The 16,869-nt window shown below is 62.1% G+C and carries 18 protein-coding genes; 7 read left to right on the top strand and 11 right to left on the bottom strand.

Annotated elements, in window-relative coordinates; translation table 11 throughout:
* Positions 1-33 precede the first annotated feature (33 nt).
* The 8 genes from EOB49_RS09630 to EOB49_RS09665 form a co-directional block, all read right to left on the bottom strand.
* Positions 34-1,185 carry a GGDEF domain-containing protein gene (locus EOB49_RS09630; RefSeq protein ID WP_127380827.1) on the bottom strand — a complete coding sequence of 384 codons (1,152 nt, stop codon included), beginning with the start codon at positions 1,183-1,185 and terminating at the stop codon, positions 34-36.
* Between the two features lie 115 nt (positions 1,186-1,300).
* Entirely contained in the window at positions 1,301-2,122 is an 822-nt protein-coding gene (locus EOB49_RS09635; RefSeq protein WP_127380828.1) for a DUF72 domain-containing protein, read from the bottom strand.
* Positions 2,123-2,145: 23 nt separating this feature from the next.
* Complete coding sequence (locus tag EOB49_RS09640) at positions 2,146-2,616, bottom strand: GNAT family N-acetyltransferase (RefSeq protein WP_127380829.1); 471 nt, start codon at positions 2,614-2,616, stop codon at positions 2,146-2,148.
* A 29-nt stretch (positions 2,617-2,645) separates the two neighbouring features.
* Positions 2,646-5,567 (bottom strand): excinuclease ABC subunit UvrA, encoded by a 2,922-nt coding sequence (gene uvrA / locus EOB49_RS09645; RefSeq protein WP_127380830.1) that lies wholly within the window; start codon positions 5,565-5,567, stop codon positions 2,646-2,648.
* Positions 5,568-6,278: 711 nt separating this feature from the next.
* Positions 6,279-6,575 carry a hypothetical protein gene (locus EOB49_RS09650; protein ID WP_127380831.1) on the bottom strand — a complete coding sequence of 99 codons (297 nt, stop codon included), beginning with the start codon at positions 6,573-6,575 and terminating at the stop codon, positions 6,279-6,281.
* A gap of 92 nt (positions 6,576-6,667) precedes the next feature.
* The gene (locus tag EOB49_RS09655) at positions 6,668-7,273 is read right to left on the bottom strand and encodes an ATP-dependent Clp protease proteolytic subunit (RefSeq protein ID WP_127270740.1); all 606 of its coding nucleotides are present in this window, start codon (positions 7,271-7,273) and stop codon (positions 6,668-6,670) included.
* A gap of 23 nt (positions 7,274-7,296) precedes the next feature.
* Complete coding sequence (locus EOB49_RS09660) at positions 7,297-7,788, bottom strand: SRPBCC domain-containing protein (RefSeq protein WP_127380832.1); 492 nt, start codon at positions 7,786-7,788, stop codon at positions 7,297-7,299.
* The gene (locus EOB49_RS09665; RefSeq protein WP_127322659.1) at positions 7,785-8,099 is read right to left on the bottom strand and encodes a metalloregulator ArsR/SmtB family transcription factor; all 315 of its coding nucleotides are present in this window, start codon (positions 8,097-8,099) and stop codon (positions 7,785-7,787) included. Before EOB49_RS09665 ends, EOB49_RS09660 begins: the two co-directional genes overlap by 4 nt.
* Positions 8,100-8,325: 226 nt before the next feature.
* On the opposite strand from EOB49_RS09665, the gene EOB49_RS09670 reads away from it, so the two are divergent.
* Positions 8,326-8,847, top strand: a complete 522-nt coding sequence (locus EOB49_RS09670; protein ID WP_127270744.1) for a single-stranded DNA-binding protein — start codon at positions 8,326-8,328, stop codon at positions 8,845-8,847.
* Positions 8,848-8,966: 119 nt separating this feature from the next.
* Entirely contained in the window at positions 8,967-9,392 is a 426-nt protein-coding gene (locus tag EOB49_RS09675; RefSeq protein ID WP_127270746.1) for an OsmC family protein, read from the top strand.
* Positions 9,393-9,424: 32 nt separating this feature from the next.
* Here the strand turns inward: EOB49_RS09675 and EOB49_RS09680 are convergent, their stop codons facing one another.
* Positions 9,425-10,054, bottom strand: coding sequence for a MarC family protein (locus EOB49_RS09680; RefSeq protein ID WP_013531832.1), 630 nt, complete (start codon positions 10,052-10,054; stop codon positions 9,425-9,427).
* 143 nt (positions 10,055-10,197) lie between these two features.
* Positions 10,198-10,728 (bottom strand): hypothetical protein, encoded by a 531-nt coding sequence (locus tag EOB49_RS09685; RefSeq protein ID WP_127380833.1) that lies wholly within the window; start codon positions 10,726-10,728, stop codon positions 10,198-10,200.
* 85 nt (positions 10,729-10,813) lie between these two features.
* Here EOB49_RS09685 and EOB49_RS09690 point away from each other — a divergent pair, with 85 nt between their 5' ends.
* Both EOB49_RS09690 and gyrA read left to right on the top strand, forming a co-directional pair.
* Positions 10,814-11,638: an AraC family transcriptional regulator gene (locus tag EOB49_RS09690; protein WP_127380834.1), complete on the top strand. Its 825-nt coding sequence runs from the start codon at positions 10,814-10,816 to the stop codon at positions 11,636-11,638.
* A 220-nt stretch (positions 11,639-11,858) separates the two neighbouring features.
* Positions 11,859-14,660: a DNA gyrase subunit A gene (gene gyrA / locus EOB49_RS09695; protein ID WP_127380835.1), complete on the top strand. Its 2,802-nt coding sequence runs from the start codon at positions 11,859-11,861 to the stop codon at positions 14,658-14,660.
* Between the two features lie 69 nt (positions 14,661-14,729).
* On the opposite strand, the gene EOB49_RS09700 is transcribed toward gyrA, so the two are convergent.
* Positions 14,730-14,882 carry a hypothetical protein gene (locus EOB49_RS09700; protein ID WP_081714296.1) on the bottom strand — a complete coding sequence of 51 codons (153 nt, stop codon included), beginning with the start codon at positions 14,880-14,882 and terminating at the stop codon, positions 14,730-14,732.
* Positions 14,883-15,204: 322 nt separating this feature from the next.
* Here EOB49_RS09700 and coaD point away from each other — a divergent pair, with 322 nt between their 5' ends.
* Genes coaD through EOB49_RS09715 form a run of 3 tightly spaced genes read left to right on the top strand, consistent with a single transcriptional unit; the run spans position 15,205 to position 16,861 of the window.
* A complete protein-coding gene (gene coaD, locus EOB49_RS09705) occupies positions 15,205-15,705 on the top strand; it encodes a pantetheine-phosphate adenylyltransferase (RefSeq protein WP_127272529.1) in 501 nt (166 codons plus the stop codon).
* Between the two features lie 16 nt (positions 15,706-15,721).
* Positions 15,722-16,309, top strand: coding sequence for a peptidylprolyl isomerase (locus tag EOB49_RS09710; protein WP_127327321.1), 588 nt, complete (start codon positions 15,722-15,724; stop codon positions 16,307-16,309).
* Positions 16,310-16,348: 39 nt separating this feature from the next.
* A complete protein-coding gene (locus tag EOB49_RS09715) occupies positions 16,349-16,861 on the top strand; it encodes a peptidylprolyl isomerase (RefSeq protein WP_127269467.1) in 513 nt (170 codons plus the stop codon).
* The last annotated feature ends 8 nt before the right edge of the window (positions 16,862-16,869 follow it).

The following is a 16,869-nucleotide window of genomic DNA, read 5'->3' on the forward strand; positions in this document are numbered from 1 at the left end:
GCCACGATCAGAGGCCGGTGTTGACACGCGCGATCAGCCTGCGCGCTTGAACGGAGAAGCGGTGACGCGGTTGCGGCCGGCGCGCTTGGCGTCGTAGAGCGCTTTGTCGGCGGCATTGAGCACCTTGTCGAAGCCGAGGCCTTCCTTGGTGCCGAAAGCAAATCCGGCACTGACCGTGCATATCAGCGAGCCTGTCTCGGTTTCGATGTGGTGCGCGGCGAAAGCTGCCCGGATGGCCTCGGCGGTGGCCTCCACCGTTTCGGGCAAGGTCCGCTTCAGCACCAGCGCGAATTCCTCGCCGCCCATGCGCGCGGCGACATCGCCCGGGCGGAGATTGCTGGCGAGTTCCCGTGCAAATACCTTCAGCACCTCATCGCCGGCGGCGTGGCCGAATTCGTCGTTGATGGCCTTGAAGTTGTCGAGGTCGAAGACGACCACCGCCGCGAAGGCACCGACCGGCGCATCGCCGTGCAGGTCGAATAGGGCGCGGCGGTTGAGCAGGCCGGTCAGCGGGTCGGTCAGGGCATTGTGGCGGTGATGCCGGGCCAGACGCCCTTGGTTCAGGGCCAGGGAAAGCGCTCCGATGCCGGTCATGCTGGCGATGACGATGATGAGGCTCAGTTCCTCGGCCCAGTTGCTTGGCGCATGTCCAAGGACCAGCTTTCCCTCCCAGGCCAAAACCATGGCGCAGAGAGCAAAGGATGCGGCCGTGGCCGAATAGAGCGCGGTGATACCGGTTGTCAGGGCAGGGGCTTCGTCGCGGCCTTTCCAGTATTCGACCGCCGTTGCGAACAGAAGCAAGGCGGCGAAGGCATTTTCGAACATGAAGCCCAGCCCGTCATAGCCTAGAGCCATGGGAGGCAATGTCACGGCCAGCGAAATGGCGCTGCCAAACGCCGTTCGCGGCACTGGCGAGCCGCCGGTTCTGAACTGGTAGGCCGCGCCCAGCATTGTCGAGAAACCGAGCAGGAGGAAAGCCAGCGTGGCGATGCCCAGCAGGCGCCCGGGCATATCGATATAGGCGTCATAGAAAAAAATATCGCCGACCACGAACACCAGGCTGACCGCCCATGTCAGCAGGAACTTTTCCGAGCGAGCGGTCAGCCACATGCCAAACAAGGTCAGGCTCAGGCAGGCAGCGGAAAAACCGACAGCCAGCAGAAGTGAAGTGTAGTCGAGCGACATGCCCCTCGTCCTTGCCCGCGGCGGCCCAGATTTGCGACTGGTTCGGCTGGATTCATGCAGCAAGGAGGTATCGATAAGGTTACGACGATGGCGAAGATGCCATGATTCCGCAGCGTCAGGGCACCGACAGATCCTGGTCCACCCGCTTCATCAGTGCCATGGCGCCGAACGGCGCTCGCACCTTGCCCTCCGTGATGAAGTAGACGAACACGTCGCGCGGCTTGACCGGCGCATCGGTGGCGGGGTCGGCGCGCCGCAGGTCGGCCGGCTGCTTGCCTTGCGCCCAGATATTTACCCGCGCGGCCCATTCATCGAGACCTTTCGGCGTGTAGCAATCGGGATTGTCGTCACTGCCGGTCTGCAGCCGGGCGTAGACGAAATCGGCGGTGACGTCGGCGATATCGGGATATTTGGCATGGTCGGCGTAGACGATCGCGGCCTTGTATTTTCGGGCAAGTGCTGCGAATTCCGGCACGACAAAACTGTCGTTGCGGACCTCGACCGCGTGGCGCAGCGCAACGCCGTCCTGCTTTTCCGGCAGCAGTTTCAAAAAGGCTTCGAAATCGTCCGGATCGAATTTCTTGGTCGGCGCGAACTGCCACAGGATCGGCCCGAGCTTTTCCCCGAGTGCGGCAACGCCCGAGCCGAGGAAGCGCGTCATCGATTCGCCGGCCTCGCCCAGCACGCGCCGGTTGGTGACGAAGCGGTTGCCCTTTAGCGAGTACACGAAACCGTCCGGCGCCTCCTTGGCCCATTTGACGAAGGTCGGTTCCTTGAAGCTGGAATAGTAAGTGCCGTTGACCTCGATGCTCGGCACCTGGCGAGTGGCGTAGTTCAGCTGCTTGGCCTTGGAAAGCTTGTCGGGATAGAAGGACGTATCCCAGGGCTCGAAGGTCCAGCCGCCCATGCCGGCGCGGATTGTTCCCGATGTGCTCATCTCATCCTCCCAAGTTCAGAAAATCAGGCCGCTGTGCTCTCGTGGACCGATTTCGCCATGTCGACCAGCACCCATCCCGGCCGGTAGGGATTGGGCCGGCGACCCGTTTCGTGGAAACCATAGGCCAGATAGAGCGCGATGTTCCGTTCCATCCTGGCGTTGGTGTAAAGCCGCACCTCGGGCAGGCCCCAGAGACGGGTCAGCTCATCCGCGTGTTTCAGCAGCGCAATGCCGAAGCCTTTGCCCTGAAAGTCAGGGGAGACCGCGACGGAGAAGATCATCGCGTGATCGTCGTGCCGTTCCAGTGTGAGCACTCCGGCAATTTCGCTGCCACTTTCCAACACCCACACCTCGCCGCCCTCAATGCGCGGCGCATAGTCCTCGGTGACTGGGATCGGCGGTGCGCCTAACAGTGCAGTGTAAGGCGCATAGGCCGCTTGCGTCAGCGAGACGACGGTTTGGAGATCACCGGCAAGCGCTCTTCTGATTTTCATTCAAAAGCTCCAGGCGCCAACCGGTCCGATCACTCCGCCGCTTCGCGCTTGCCTCCGGGGCGCCGCTCCAGAAGCTCCTTGAGGAACTGGCCGGTGTAGCTGCGCTTCTCGCGCACGATCGCTTCCGGCGTACCGGAGGCAACCAGTTCGCCGCCGCCGTCGCCGCCTTCGGGGCCGAGGTCGAGTACCCAGTCAGCGGTTTTGATCACTTCGAGATTGTGCTCGATGACCACCACCGTGTTGCCCTGGTCGACCAGTTCATGCAGCACTTCCAACAGCTTGGCGACGTCGTGGAAATGCAGGCCGGTGGTCGGCTCGTCGAGGATATAGAGCGTCTTGCCAGTTGCCTTGCGCGACAGTTCCTTGGCCAGCTTGATGCGCTGCGCCTCGCCGCCTGACAGCGTCGTCGCCTGCTGGCCGATATGGATATAGCCAAGGCCGACCTGCTTCAGCGTGTCGAGCTTGTCGCGCACGCCGGGCACGGCGGCGAAGAAGTCGACGCCTTCCTCGACCGTCATGTCGAGCACGTCGGCGATCGACTTGCCCTTGAACACCACGTCGAGCGTCTCTCTGTTGTAGCGCTTGCCGTGGCAGACGTCGCAGGTGACGTAGACGTCGGGCAGGAAGTGCATCTCGATCTTGATGACGCCGTCGCCCTGGCAGGCTTCGCAGCGGCCGCCCTTAACGTTGAAGGAGAAGCGGCCGGGCTGGTAGCCGCGCGCTTTGGCCTCCGGCAGGCCGGCGAACCAGTCGCGGATTGGCGTGAAGGCGCCGGTATAGGTGGCGGGGTTCGAACGCGGAGTCCTGCCAATGGGCGACTGGTCGATGTCGATGACCTTGTCGAGGAATTCGAGGCCCTCGATGCGGTCGTGGTCGGCCGGGTGCTCGCGCAAGCCCATGATGCGGCGCGAGGCAGCCTTGAACAGGGTTTCGATCAGGAAGGTCGACTTGCCGCCGCCCGACACGCCGGTGACGGCGGTGAAGGTGCCGAGCGGTATTTCGGCGGTGACGTTCTTCAGATTGTTGCCGCGCGCGCCGACGATCTTCAGGCGCCGGTTTTTCTTCGCTTCACGCCGCACGCCTGGCGTCGCCACTTCGAGCGCGCCCGACAGATATTTGCCGGTGATCGAATTGGGATTGGCCATTACCTGCTGCGGGGTGCCCTGGGCGATGATCTCGCCGCCATGGATGCCCGCGGCCGGACCCATGTCGACGACATAGTCGGCATGCAGGATGGCGTCCTCGTCATGCTCGACGACGATCACCGTGTTGCCGATATCGCGCAGGTGCTTCAGCGTATCGAGCAGGCGGGCATTGTCGCGCTGATGCAGGCCGATCGACGGTTCGTCCAGCACATAGAGCACGCCCGTGAGACCGGAGCCGATCTGCGATGCCAGCCGGATGCGCTGGCTCTCGCCGCCTGACAGCGTGCCGGAATTGCGCGACAGCGTCAGGTAGTCGAGCCCGACATCGTTGAGGAAGCGCAGCCGCTCGCGGATCTCCTTGAGCACCCGCACCGCGATCTCGTTCTGCTTGTCGTTGAGCGACGCGGGCAGGTCGGTGAACCACTGGTCGGCCTTGCGGATGGAAAGCTCGGTGACTTCGCCGATATGCCTGCCGGCGATTTTCACCGCCAGCGACTCGGGCTTCAGCCGATAACCCTTGCAGACCGGGCAGGGCGTGGCCGACATGAAGCGCTCGATCTCCTCGCGCATCCAGGCGGATTCGGTCTCTTTCCAGCGGCGCTCCAGATTGGGAATGACGCCTTCGAAGGTCTTGGTGGTCTTGTAGGAGCGCAGGCCGTCATCATACTGGAAGGTGATTTCGCGCTCACCCGTGCCGTGCAGGATAGCTTCCTTGGCCTCTTCGGACAAATCCTTGAACTTGTCGCCGAGCTTGAAGCCATAGGCCTTGCCCAGCGCTTCCAGCGTTTGCGCGTAATAGGGGGAAGTCGATTTCGCCCACGGGCTGACGGCGCCGTCGCGCAGCGAGATGTTCTCGTCCGGCACGATCAGATTGCCGTCGATGGCGCGCTGGCTGCCGAGACCGTCACAGGTCGGGCAGGCGCCGAACGGGTTGTTGAACGAGAACAGGCGCGGTTCGATTTCCGGAATGGTGAAGCCGGAGACCGGGCAAGCGAACTTTTCCGAGAACAGGATGCGCTCATGCGTCTCGTTCTTCGACTTGTTGACCGAATCCTCGCCGGTCTGGCTGGAATCGAGCGGCTTGTCGGCGAATTCGGCGACCGCCAGCCCATCGGCCAGCTTCAGCGCCGTTTCGATGGAATCGGCGAGCCGCGTCGCCAGATCGCCGCGCACGACGATGCGGTCGACGACGACGTCGAGGTCATGCTTGTACTTCTTGTCCAGCGCCGGCACGTCGGCGATCTCATAGAAGACGCCGTCGACCTTGACGCGTTGAAAGCCCTTCTTCTGCAGTTCCAGCAATTCCTTGCGGTACTCGCCTTTGCGGCCGCGCACCATCGGCGCCAGGATGAACAGGCGCGTGCCTTCCTCGATCGCCAGCACGCGGTCGACCATCTGCGAAACCGTCTGGCTCTCGATCGGCAGGCCGGTGGCCGGCGAATAGGGTATGCCGACGCGCGCAAAAAGCAGCCGCATATAGTCGTAGATCTCGGTGACGGTGCCGACCGTCGAACGCGGGTTCTTCGAGGTGGTCTTCTGCTCGATGGAAATGGCGGGCGACAGGCCGTCGATCTGGTCGACGTCAGGCTTCTGCATCATCTCAAGGAATTGCCGCGCGTAGGCCGACAGGCTTTCGACGTAGCGGCGCTGGCCCTCGGCATAGATCGTGTCGAAGGCCAGCGATGACTTGCCGGACCCCGACAGGCCGGTCATGACAATCAGGCTGTCACGCGGCAAGTCGAGATCGACATTCTTCAGATTGTGTTCGCGCGCCCCGCGAATGGAAAGATATTTATGGTCGGCCATAGCCGGTCGCCGCCTCAGAATCTGGAATTTCCTGGAATGGCGGGTTTTCCCGGCCATCCCCTATGTAGGTAGTTTTGCCGCCACGTCGAGATACGCCACAATTCCCGACGAGAGCGTTTAAGCGTCTTTCGCGTGAACGGGCAAGCGGAAAGAACAAAGGCCGAACACGCTCCTGACAAAGCTGTGCAAAAACTGACTTGCACGTAACCTCCCGGCGATCACATTTTTCGGTAACCGGCTATTGATGGTTGACGCCACCAGCTGACGGGAGCAGTCTCCAGCAGTCAACGAAGACGGCCGTCTTTCGATGGCCTCGCCGCCCAAAGGCGGCCTGCGAGACGCCGCAGGCATTTGCGATTTGTGCTTCGAATTGACAACAATCGCAACGGACAGAGGAGCGGAGCTATGACGCCACCGGATCGTCCCCTAGGGTTCCAGTTGTCACTGGAGCCGAGGCAGGCATAAGTGCCAGGGTTCAGCGTTTTCGCCAGCCGGCAAACCGTGACCTGCCATCTCTCGTAAAATCAGAGACTACTAGTCGGATCGTCGGCTGAATGCCGCGGTGCATCCGAAATCAAACGCCGGCAGTACACTCCCGGTAAAATTGGATTTGAGATCCAAAAAGGCCCCGTCCGTTTGCGCAAAGCACGGCGGGGCCGTTTTCATGTGCGGATTGTCTTGTGGGCGACAGGCGCAGCGCGACACGCGCTGTCAGTGGCGCGGCGGCCCGATCGAGCCGGCGCCGACATCGACGGTGATGCTGCCGGAAATCCTGACATCGGTATCGCCGATCTTGAATGTGCCGTTCTCGCCGGCTGGCAGCGCATCGTCCGGCTCTGGAGCCGGCTTGGCGATGCGGTAGTCGCCGGTCACGCCGGGCAGGGCGCCTTTTTGCGTCGACGACGAACTGTCGTCGGCAAGTGCCGCGCCGCTGATGAGGCTCGCAATGGCGAGCGCTGCAACGGCGATGACGCGGTGCAATGATCTGGACTGATGAGTGTCGGTCATCCCAGGACTATAGTGGCGCGCCGCCGATGGAACCAGACCGGCATCGTCAAATCTTCGACTACCTGCCGGACGGTCTCCGATCCGGCCCTGGCTTACGCCGCTTTCTTTCGCGTGTCGAAAACATGGTCGACGATGCCCCAGGACTGGGCCTCGCGGGCGGTCATGAAGTGGTCGCGGTCGAGCGTGCGTTCCACCTCTTCATAGCTGCGGCCGCAATGCTGCGCGTAAAGTTCGGCCATGTGCCGTTTCGTCCGGCCGATGCGCTCGGCATGGCGCTGGATGTCGGATGCCTGGCCCTGGAACCCACCCAGCGGCTGATGCAGCAGGATAGTGGCATTCGGCAGGGAAATCCGGCGCCCCGGTGTGCCTGCCATCAGCAGGAACGAGCCCATCGAGGCGGCAAAGCCCATGCATACGGTGGACACCGGGCAGCTGATATATTGCATCGTATCGTAGATGGCGAAGCCGCTGGTCACCACGCCGCCCGGCGAGTTGATGTAGAGCGAGATCTCCTTGTCGGGATTGTCCGATTCCAGCGACAAAAGCTGCGCGCAGACCAGCGCCGAGATGTCGTCGTTGATCTCGCCGTTGATGAAGATGATGCGCTCGCGCAGCAGCCGCGAAAAGATGTCGAAGGCACGTTCGCCGCGGCTCGATTGCTCGATGACCATCGGCACCAGACTGGCAACACCGCTCATTGTCTCTCTCCGTCCGTTTTGTTTCAGGCCGCGCGAAGCAGGAGGCGAGGCGTGTTTGCGGCGATTGGCTTAGATGACCTGTTCGCACCGAGCGAAACCCGGCAGCCGGCGCCTGCCATGGCGACGGCAGGCATGGTCTTGCGGGCAAAGCCGTCATGGACGATGCGCAGATGCGTGCCGCCGGAAACGGTTCGGGCAAGTGTGAAGGTGACGGTACTGTCGAGCGGCCCCTGCCTGGCGGCGTCGCCCGGCTGCTCCCGCCAGGAATAGCGCAGCAGCTTCCCGGGTTCGGCGTCGAGGATTTCGCATTCGACCGGCGTTTCCGGTCCGGCGAAGGCAAAACGGTTGCCGATCTCGGGGCTGATGTCGTTCGGCATCATCCAGGCGGCCAGCAATTCCGGTACGGTCAGGGCCCGCCATACCTTTTCCGGCGGCTCGGCAAGCTCGTACTCGAACTCGAGCGCATCCGCGGCGTCGCCTTGGCCGTCGTTGGCCGCTAATCCCGCCTTCTTCATTGATCCATGTCCTTCAAAACCGCCTTCAGCCTTTCGATGCGCTCCGGCCAGAATGTCCGGTAGCGTTCGATCCAGGAGAGCAAGGGGGCGAGCCCCTGCGGATCGGCGCGGTAATAGGCGTTGCGGCCGGCTCGCCGCTCGACCACCAGCCCGGCGCCACGCAGCACCGCCAGATGCTGCGACACCGCGGGCTGCGACACCGTCATCCCGGTGCGCAATTCCGACACGCTCATCTCGCCGGCGGCCAGCCGCTCAAAGACGGCGCGGCGCGTCGGGTCGGCCAGTGCGCGAAAAACCTCTGCTTCGATCATGCCAAAAGCATAAGTGCATACTTATCGATTTGGCAAGCGGTCTTTTCGGGCCCATATGATCGGCTTCGGCATTGCTGCCATTCCTTGACAATAAGCAGCGATGCGGATAAGAACGAAAAGGGAACAAAAACCTTGTGGGTAAAGGCAGCCATGGCAAGCGGCGATCGCCTGCAGCCTGTAAGGTGCTGCGACAAAAATTTGTTTCGGATGAGCGCGGAGAAATATCATGGCGGGTAGCGTCAACAAGGTCATTCTGGTCGGCAATCTCGGCGCGGATCCCGAAATCCGTCGCCTGAATTCGGGTGAGCCGGTCGTCAACATCCGCATCGCCACATCGGAAAGCTGGCGCGACAAGAATTCCGGCGAACGCAAGGAAAAAACCGAGTGGCACAACGTCGTCATCTTCAATGAGGGCATCGCCAAGGTGGCGGAGCAGTATCTGAAGAAGGGCATGAAGGTCTATGTCGAGGGCCAGTTGCAGACGCGCAAATGGCAGGACCAGACCGGTGCCGACAAGTACACGACGGAAGTCGTTCTGCAGAAATTCCGCGGTGAGCTGCAGATGCTCGACGCACGCGGACAGGGCGAGGGCGGTCAGGTCGGCGGCTATACCGGTGGCGGCAGCAGCCGTGGTTCCGATTTCGGCCAGTCCAGCCCGAGCGAAGGCTTCAATCGCGGTGGCGGCGGTGCCAAGAGCGGCGGCGGCGGTGGTTCGTCGCGCGAATTGGATGACGAAATCCCGTTCTGATCGCAACAGTTATGTCAGACACAGTGCCCCGAGAGTCGTTCATGGACTTTCGGGGTTTTGCATCGTGCTTCAAGGGCTGACCAGACCGATCAAGGAAATACGGTGAAAGGACGAGTTCGGTGAAAGCACGGGTAAAGTGGGTCGAGGAGCGCACCTTCGTCGGGGAATCCGGCAGCGGTCACAAGGTCGTGCTCGGAACAGCGCACGGACCGGAAGGCAGGACGCCGGGTCCAAGCCCGATGGAGTTGGTGCTGATCGGCACCGGTGGCTGTTCGGCCTATGATGTCGTGCATATCCTCGAAAAGGGCCGCGAGGCGGTCGAGGACTGCGTGGTCGAGCTTGATGCCGAGCGGGCCGAAACCGAGCCAAGAGTGTTCACCCGCATCCACATGCATTTCGTCGTCAAGGGCAGGGCACTCTCCAGCGTCAAGGTGAAACGTGCGATCGACCTTTCGATCGAAAAATATTGCTCGGCCTCCGCGATGCTGGCCAAGACCGCCACGATTACCCACGATTTCGAGGTCATCGACACGACGGCGAAATAGAACCGGCTTCGGGTTCTCGCCGCGTCAGCCTCTCAGCCTGCTATCAGCGCCTTGATGCCGTCGGCGACGAATTGCACAGCCAGTGCCGCCAGGATGACGCCAAGCAGACGGGTCAGGATCGAGCGGCCGGTTTGGCCGAGGATGCGGTCGATGCGTTCCGACAGCACGAACACCAGATAGGTGATGGCGAGGCAGACGAAGATGATGCCGACCAGCGCCGCCTGCGCGGCAAAGCCTTGAAACGAGCCGGAAAGCAGCACAGTTGCCGAAATGGCACCAGGGCCCGCGATCAGTGGGATCGCCAGCGGGAAGGCGGCGATGTTGTGGATCATGTCCTTGGTGATGGCGACGTCGCCGATCTTCTCCTTGCGGTCCTGCCGGCGCTCGAACACCATCTCGAAGGCGATGAAGAACAGCAGGAAACCGCCGGCGACGCGGAAGGCCGGCAACGTTATGCCGAACACCGACAGGATCGAGGCCCCGGCAACCGCAAACAGCGCCATCACTAGGAAACCGATGATCGAGGCGCGCACCGAAACCTGCTGGCGCTCCTCACGGTTCATGCCGCGCGTCACGGCGAGGAACAGCGGCGCCAGGCCGGGCGGGTCGATGGTCACGAGAATGGTGACGAAAGCGTTGAACAGGCTGTCGAAACTCGGCATCTCTGACCCTCCCGCCGGGCTGTGCCCGTGCCAGAATATTGGTAGAGCAAAGCTCGGTCGGTGGAAACTGTCAGCGGGAAAGTGGCTGATGCCGGCGCGAAGGATCGCGACGCTTTATTCTGGGCTGCTGCATTCCTCGGTGATCAAACTGCACGGCGCGCCAGGAACTCGACTTCCAGCCGCCATGTCGCGCCACTGTCTTGCGAGCGTTCGCCCAGCCATCGGAAGGAGTTTTCGGTGATGCGTGAAAAGCTCCAGCGTACCGAGCTGCCGGTGTCGTCGGCGCCCACTTGCACGATCGTGTCACCCTCGGCGCGGCCGAGCTGGCGGCTGAAATACTGGTTGCGCGGGTCGCTCCAGAAGATGTGCCAGGCATCCGCGCCGGGATCATAGACGCGCAGCGTCGTGCCGTAAAAAGTCCATGTGCCCAAGGATGGCGATGGACCGGCGTCCCGCGCGGGCAGGATCCACACGTCCTGGATCGCCCGGCCTTCCAGCACCCAGCCGAAATGCACCTCGCCACGCCCTGTCAGCACAGTGCCGTCCTCGAGGTGGCGCGAGGCCTCAAACGTCCAGGCGCCGACGAAGCGGCCGTAAAGGCGCAGTTTTTCGGCAAGCCCTTCGATCGGTCCGGAGCTATGCAGGGCTTCGGCAAACGAGGATTGATCGAACATGGCTGCGGTCTCTTCTTGTCAGGAGACCGTTAGGACTAGGCGGTGACGGGGTTCTGGGCTTGGGAAAAATTGCTATATTCCGGTCATGACAGCGACCACGCATACGCTCGCATCCGGACCCGGCTGGCATGTGACGGATGTGATCTGCACGGCTAGTGCCGGCGACCGGCCGTTCGAGGAAGCGCATCAGGATTTCTGCGTCGCTGCGGTCACCAGCGGCACGTTTCGCTACCGCGCCCAGCAAGGCATGGCGATGCTGGCGCCCGGCGCGCTCCTGCTCGGCAATCCCGGCACATGTTACGAATGCGGGCACGAGCATGGCAGCGGCGACCGTTGCCTCTCGTTCCATTTCGATCCGGCCTACATGGAACGAATCGCAGCTGGCGTGCCGGGCACCAGGAAGCTGGCTTTCAAGGCGGCGCGCCTGCCGCCTTTGCCGGTACTGGCGCCACTCCTGGCCGAGGCGGAGACCGCGCGCGAGATGGCCGACATCGACGCCTTCGAGGAACTTTCCCTGCGCTTGGCCGGTGCTGCCGTGGCTACAGCCTCTGGCGCTACGCATGTCGGGCGCGCGCCGAGCCGCCGCGATCAGAAACGGGTAGCCGAGGCAGTGCGGCGGATCGAACTGGACGCCGATGGGCCGGTCTCGCTTTCAGCACTTGCCGATGAGACGGCGACCAGTCCGTATCACTTCCTGCGCATCTTCCGGCAGGTGGCGGGCATGACGCCCTACCAATTCCTGCTCAGGACGCGATTGCATGGGGCGGCGGTGCGGCTGCGCATGTCGAACGATGCGGTCTCGGCGATCGCCTTCGAGGCAGGCTTCAACGATCTGTCGACCTTCAATCGTCGTTTTCGGCGGATCATCGGGGAGACGCCGCGCAACTATCGCAACCGCCGTGGCGCATAGGCCTTTTCTGCTTCGTCAATCGGCCCCGTGCCCGCCAAGGCAGACACGCAGGCTTTTGCGTCAGGGCGGCGAAAACCGCCTTGGCCATATCGTCGCAATCAGCGGTATCCATTTGAAATTACCACCGAAAATGACACTGGAAAAGTGCCGTGAAGGTTGGAGTTTCGGGCTTGCTTCCTATATAAGCACCAAGTGATTCCTGATTAGATTGTGATCCGATTTGACCGACCAGAAGACACCGCGCGGCGCCGACGGCGGCCCCACCGGCATCGAGCCGATATCCATCGTCGAGGAGATGCAGCGCTCCTATCTCGATTACGCTATGAGCGTGATCGTCAGCCGTGCGCTGCCGGACGTGCGCGACGGCCTGAAGCCGGTGCATCGCCGCATTCTCTTCGCCGCCCATGAGAGCGGTTACCACTGGAACCGAAAATATGTGAAGTCGGCGCGTCCTGTCGCCGACGTGATGGGTAAATACCATCCGCATGGCGACGCCTCCATCTATGACGCCTTGGTGCGCATGGCACAGGACTGGTCGCTGCGCGTTCCGTTGATCGACGGGCAGGGCAATTTCGGCTCCATCGACGGCGATCCGCCTGCGGCGATGCGCTACACGGAAGCGCGGCTGACCAAGGTCGCGCACGAGCTTTTGGAGGATATCGACAAGGATACCGTCGATTTTCAGGACACTTACGACGCGTCGGGCAGCGAACCGAAGGTTCTGCCGGCACGGTTTCCCAACCTTTTGGTCAACGGCTCGGGCGGCATCGCCGTCGGCATGGCGACCAACATTCCACCGCATAATCTCAGCGAAATCTGCAACGGCGCCATCGCCCTCATCGACAATCCGGCGATCGACCTGCCGGCGTTGATGGAGATCATTCCGGGACCGGATTTCCCCACCGGCGGCATCGTGCTTGGCCGTTCGGGCATCTACAACGCCTATTCGACCGGCCGTGGCTCCATCGTCATGCGCGGCAAGGTCAACATCGAACAGCGCGGCAACGACCGCGAGTCGATCATCATCACCGAGGTTCCCTACCAGGTGAACAAGTCGTCGATGATCGAGAAGATGGCTGAACTGGTGCGCGACAAGCGCATCGAGGGCATTTCCGATATCCGCGACGAGAGCGACCGCCAGGGCTACCGCGTCGTCATCGAGTTGAAGCGCGACGCCGTTGCCGACGTCATCCTCAACCAGCTCTACCGCTTCACGCCGCTGCAGACCTCCTTCGGCGCCAATATGGTGGCACTGAACGGCGGCAAGCCGGAAGTGATGAACCTGACCGATATGCTGAAGGCGTTCGTCGCCTTCCGTGAGGAGGTGATCACAAGGCGGACGAAATTCCTGCTGCGCAAGGCGCGCGACCGCGCCCATGTGCTGGTCGGTCTCGCCATCGCAGTCGCCAACATCGACGAGATCATCAAGCTGATCCGCACCGCGCCGGATCCGCAGACGGCGCGTGAGCAGTTGATGGAGCGGCGCTGGCCCTCTGGCGACGTGGAATCGCTGATCCTCCTGATCGATGACCCGCGTCACCGGATCAACGAAGACGGCACCTACAATCTGTCAGAGGAACAGGCGCGCGCCATCCTCGAACTGCGCCTGCAGCGCCTGACCGCGCTCGGCCGCGACGAGATCGCCGACGAGTTGAACACGATCGGCGCCGAAATCATCGATTACCTGGACATTTTGTCGTCCCGCGCGCGCGTCCAGCAGATCGTCAAGGACGAGCTTGCCGCCGTGCGCGACGAGTTCGGCACGCCGCGCCGCACCGAACTCACCGACGGCGGTTCGGACATGGAAGACGAGGACCTGATCCAGCGCGAGGACATGGTCGTGACGGTGAGCCATTCCGGCTACATCAAGCGCGTGCCGCTGTCGCTCTACCGGGCGCAGCGTCGCGGCGGCAAGGGCCGCTCCGGCATGTCGACCAAGGAAGAGGATTTCGTCACCCGGCTGTTCGTGGCCAACACCCATACGCCGGTGCTGTTCTTCTCCTCGCGCGGCATCGTCTACAAGGAAAAGGTCTGGCGGCTGCCGATCGGCAATCCGCAGTCACGCGGCAAGGCGCTGATCAACATGCTGCCGCTGGAGCAGGGCGAGCGCATCACCACCATCATGCCGCTGCCCGAGGACGAGGCCAGCTGGGGTGAACTTTACGTGATGTTCGCCACCACGCGCGGCACCGTGCGCCGCAACGATCTATCCGACTTCGTCCAGGTCAACCGCAACGGCAAGATCGCCATGAAGCTGGAGGAAGAAGGCGACGAGATCCTCGGCGTCGAGACCTGCACCGACAAGGACGACGTGCTGCTGACCGCCAGTTCCGGCCAGTGCATACGCTTCTCCGTCGGCGACGTGCGCGTCTTCCAGAGCCGCAATTCGGTCGGTGTGCGCGGCATAACCATGGCCGAGACCGACCGCATCATCTCGATGTCGGTGATAGAGCATGTCGATGCTTCGCCAGCGGAACGCGCCGCTTACCTGAAGCGCGCGGCGGCGGAGCGGCGGCTTGCCACGGAAACGACCGGCGAAGAGGAAGAGATCGCGCTGACCAATGAGGAGATCGGCGAGGAGACGGAGCTTTCCGACAACCGATACGAAGAGCTCAAGGCGCACGAACAGTACGTGCTGACGGTCACCGAGTTCGGCTACGGCAAGCGTTCGTCGTCCTATGATTTCCGGCTGACCGGACGCGGCGGCAAAGGCATCCGCGCCACCGATGTGTCGAAGGCAGCCGAGATTGGCAGGCTGGTGGCGACGTTCCCGGTCGGCAATGACGACCAGATCATGCTGGTGTCGGACGGCGGCACCGTCATCCGGGTTCCGGTCAACGGCATCCGTTTCGCCAGCCGCGCCACCAAGGGCGTGACCATCTTCAACACGGCTGAAGGCGAAAAGGTGGTTTCGGTCGAGCGGATCTCGGAACCGCAAGCGGACGAAGAAAGCGATGAGACGGTCGAGGGCGGTGCTGATGCCGCTCCGGCGCCTGACGCCAGTCCGGAGGGTGCGGACTAAGTCCGGCACCCGGGTATTGACATAGCAACGCCGGCCAGGTGGCCGGCGCGGCAGCAAGTTCAGGCTTTATCAGTAGTGACGATATGGCTTGCGCGGGCCGAAGCCTTCGAAGCGCTTGGTGTTTGCCTTGACGCGGATGCGTTGCGCCTCCTGATGCAGCCCAAATACGGTGGCGATCAGCATGGCGACGGTCATTGCGGTGGCGAGCATGTAGATCAGCATGTGCGTGTTCTCCTGCGCCTAACAACGGATAGATGGGATTTTGGTTTCATCTTATTAAGGTGCAACCTAGTGAACGCTGCGTGAAGGCTTCGTGATCAGCGTGTTCATCTGTCGTTCATGTGCCGGAAAAGGTTCACGGCCGGCGCGCCGATCGGATTTGCCTTTGCGAGAGAGGCTCGCTAGAGCCTGTTCCATCTTGATGGACGGAAGACGGAACAGGCTCTAGCTTTCATTTGAGCATGATCTCTAGGACAAACGAAAAACCGTTTGTCCGCAAAAACCGGTTTCCACTTTTTGGGATCATGCATTAGAAGCACCTGCCATGACTGAACGCATTGCCCTCTATGCCGGCTCCTTCGACCCGCTGACCAACGGCCATCTCGATGTGCTGAAGGCCTCGCTGGCCGTGGCGGATATCGTTTATGCGGCGATCGGCATCCATCCGGGCAAGCAACCGCTGTTTTCCTTCGAGGAGCGGGTGAAGCTGATCGAGACGGCGACGAAGACGGAATTCGGCAGCGACGGTGCCCGCATCAAGGTCGTCGCCTTCGACGGGCTGGTCATCGACGCCGCCAGGAAGCAGGGCGCCTCGATCATGATCCGCGGCCTGCGCGACGGCACCGACCTCGACTATGAGATGCAGATGGCCGGCATGAACGAGACCATGGCGCCTCAACTGCAGACGGTTTTTCTGCCCGCCAGTCCTTCGGTACGCACCATTACCGCCACACTTGTTCGCCAGATTGCCTCGATGGGCGGCGACATTCGCCCCTTCGTGCCGGCGGCGGTTGCCGGTGCGCTCACAGCCAAGTTCAAGAAGTAAGTTTTCGGAGAAAACCATGCAGCTGAAAAAGCTAGCCTCGTTCCTTGTCGTGCTCGCCGGTCTTGTGGCCGCGTCGGTCTCGGCTTTCGCCGCCGACCCGGAAAACACAATGATCATCACGCTGAAGGACGGCGACGTCACCATTGCGCTGAGGCCCGATCTGGCGCCAAAGCATGTCGAGCAGATCAAGAAGCTGGTGCGCCAAGGCGCCTATGACAACGTCGCCTTCCACCGCGTCATCGACGGCTTCATGGCGCAGACCGGCGACGTCAAGTTCGGCAATATGAAAAAGGGTTTCAGCGCCGAGGCCGCCGGCACCGGCGGTTCCGACCTGCCCGACCTGCCGGCCGAATTCTCACAGACCGAACATTATAAGCGCGGCGTGGTCGGCATGGCCCGCTCGCAGGACCCAAATTCGGCCAATTCGCAGTTCTTCATCATGTTCGCTCCGGCACCGCCCCTCGATGGCCAGTACACGATCGTCGGCAATGTCGTCAGCGGCATGGAACTGGTGGACCAAATCAAGAAGGGCGACCAGGCGGACAACGGCACGGTCACCGATCCCGACCGGATGATCAAGGTCCGCATCGCCGCCGACAAGTAAATTGTCGAATAACTCTGTTTTCTCAAAAGGATATCTGACATGGCCGAAATCAAGGATCGCGAGAACGCGCTCATCATGGAAACGACCAAGGGCAAGGTCGTCATCGAACTTTTCCCCGACCTGGCGCCCGGCCATGTCGCCCGCATCAAGGAACTGGCCAGGGAAGGCGCCTATGACGGCGTGGTCTTCCACCGCGTCATCGAGGGTTTCATGGCGCAGACCGGCGACGTCAAGTTCGGCAATTCGAGCAAGCCTTCCTTCGCGCCGTCCCGCGCGGGCATGGGCGGCTCTGAAAAGCCGGATTTGAAGGCTGAATTCTCCAACGCCAACCATGCTCGCGGCACCTGCTCGATGGCCCGCTCGCAGAACCCGAACTCGGCCAATTCGCAGTTCTTCATCTGCTTCGACGATGCCGCCTTCCTCAACCGCCAGTACACGGTCTGGGGCCAGGTCATCGAAGGCATGGACAATGTCGACAAGATCAAGCGCGGCGAGCCGGTGCAGGATCCCGACAAGATCGTGTCGCTGAAGGTCGCGGCCGACGTCAAGTAAGGGCAAAC

The organism is Mesorhizobium sp. M7A.F.Ca.MR.148.00.0.0 (assembly GCF_003997735.1).
Lineage (GTDB): Bacteria > Pseudomonadota > Alphaproteobacteria > Rhizobiales > Rhizobiaceae > Mesorhizobium.

What these genes read in the sequence shown, in the direction of transcription:
- EOB49_RS09660 (WP_127380832.1), bottom strand. Translation starts at nt 7,788, where the DNA reads ATGAAGAAGGCGGGATTAGCGGCCAACGACGGCCAAGGCGACGCCGCG.
- EOB49_RS09690 (WP_127380834.1), top strand. Translation starts at nt 10,814, where the DNA reads ATGACAGCGACCACGCATACGCTCGCATCCGGACCCGGCTGGCATGTG.
- EOB49_RS09640 (WP_127380829.1), bottom strand. Translation starts at nt 2,616, where the DNA reads ATGAAAATCAGAAGAGCGCTTGCCGGTGATCTCCAAACCGTCGTCTCG.
- EOB49_RS09665 (WP_127322659.1), bottom strand. Translation starts at nt 8,099, where the DNA reads ATGATCGAAGCAGAGGTTTTTCGCGCACTGGCCGACCCGACGCGCCGC.
- EOB49_RS09685 (WP_127380833.1), bottom strand. Translation starts at nt 10,728, where the DNA reads ATGTTCGATCAATCCTCGTTTGCCGAAGCCCTGCATAGCTCCGGACCG.
- EOB49_RS09710 (WP_127327321.1), top strand. Translation starts at nt 15,722, where the DNA reads ATGCAGCTGAAAAAGCTAGCCTCGTTCCTTGTCGTGCTCGCCGGTCTT.
- EOB49_RS09630 (WP_127380827.1), bottom strand. Translation starts at nt 1,185, where the DNA reads ATGTCGCTCGACTACACTTCACTTCTGCTGGCTGTCGGTTTTTCCGCT.
- EOB49_RS09680 (WP_013531832.1), bottom strand. Translation starts at nt 10,054, where the DNA reads ATGCCGAGTTTCGACAGCCTGTTCAACGCTTTCGTCACCATTCTCGTG.
- EOB49_RS09715 (WP_127269467.1), top strand. Translation starts at nt 16,349, where the DNA reads ATGGCCGAAATCAAGGATCGCGAGAACGCGCTCATCATGGAAACGACC.
- EOB49_RS09650 (WP_127380831.1), bottom strand. Translation starts at nt 6,575, where the DNA reads ATGACCGACACTCATCAGTCCAGATCATTGCACCGCGTCATCGCCGTT.
- EOB49_RS09635 (WP_127380828.1), bottom strand. Translation starts at nt 2,122, where the DNA reads ATGAGCACATCGGGAACAATCCGCGCCGGCATGGGCGGCTGGACCTTC.
- uvrA (WP_127380830.1), bottom strand. Translation starts at nt 5,567, where the DNA reads ATGGCCGACCATAAATATCTTTCCATTCGCGGGGCGCGCGAACACAAT.
- EOB49_RS09700 (WP_081714296.1), bottom strand. Translation starts at nt 14,882, where the DNA reads ATGCTGATCTACATGCTCGCCACCGCAATGACCGTCGCCATGCTGATC.
- EOB49_RS09670 (WP_127270744.1), top strand. Translation starts at nt 8,326, where the DNA reads ATGGCGGGTAGCGTCAACAAGGTCATTCTGGTCGGCAATCTCGGCGCG.
- coaD (WP_127272529.1), top strand. Translation starts at nt 15,205, where the DNA reads ATGACTGAACGCATTGCCCTCTATGCCGGCTCCTTCGACCCGCTGACC.
- EOB49_RS09655 (WP_127270740.1), bottom strand. Translation starts at nt 7,273, where the DNA reads ATGAGCGGTGTTGCCAGTCTGGTGCCGATGGTCATCGAGCAATCGAGC.